Here is a 1,112-nt window from a genome sequence, read left to right on the forward strand (position 1 = left end):
TAGTGCGGCGTGGGAAAAGTAGTTTTGCGGTCAGGTTTGAGATACTGCGGCATGCGAGTTGCTCCTTTGGTGTTGCATGACGGGGATCGAGACGAGCTGGCTGCGTTGGTCCGCTCCAAGGCCGTCCGTGCGGACGTGGCACGGCGAGCACGGATGATGCTGCTTGCGGCCGACGGCGAGTCCAACACGCAGATCGCGCACACGGTCGGGGTGTCGCGGCCGACGGTGACTCTGTGGCGCAGTCGGTACGAGCAGGCGGGGATCGCTGGCCTGGTCGACGTGCACCGCTCGGGTCGGCCCCGCAGTGTTGATCACGCGAAGGTCGTCGCCGCGACGCTCGCGCCGCCGCCGAAGAAGTACGGGGTCACGCATTGGAGCAGTCGATTGCTCGGGAAGCATCTCGGTATCGACAACACCACGGTGGCCGCGGCGTGGCGTGAGTACGGTGTCAAGCCTTGGCGCAGTGAAACATTCAAGTTCTCTACCGACCCGGAACTGGTCGCCAAGGTCACCGACGTCGTCGGTTTGTATCTCGCCCCGCCGGAGAACGCGATTGTGTTGTGTGTGGATGAGAAGTCGCAGATCCAGGCGCTGGACCGGACCGCGCCGATGCTGCCGATGCGGATCGGTTCGGTCGAGAAACGCACCCACGACTACGTTCGGCACGGCACGTCGACGTTGTTCGCAGCTCTCGACATCGCTACCGGCAAGGTCACCGGACTGTGTCGACCCCGGCATCGTCATCAAGAGTTCCTCACCTTTCTTCGGCATCTCGACCGGGCATATCCGGAACAAGATCTGCATTTGGTGATGGACAACTACGCCACCCACAAGAAGGCCGAAATCCGAGCCTGGCTGGCCGAACATCCTCGATTCCATGTGCATTTCACCCCGACCTCCGCGTCGTGGATGAACCTGGTCGAGGTGTGGTTCGGCATCATCGAACGGCAAGCTATTCATCGCGGCACCTTCGGCAGTGTCAAGGAACTGAACGCCAAGATCCGTGCGTTCATCACTGGCTGGAACACCCGATGCGCTCCGTTCGTGTGGACCAAGACAGCCGACCAGATCCTGGCCAAGGCTGATCGGCAAGACACTTCAACCACGGACCA

At 61.7% G+C, this 1,112-nt stretch carries 1 protein-coding gene; it reads left to right on the forward strand.

Going from position 1 to position 1,112, the window contains the following annotated elements:
• Positions 1–51: 51 nt before the first annotated feature.
• Positions 52–1,112: IS630 family transposase (locus AC6CID_RS25025; RefSeq protein ID WP_498354669.1), on the forward strand; the 1,061-nt coding region annotated here is incomplete at its 3' end.

This window comes from Rhodococcus sp. GQ147, from assembly GCF_059759155.1.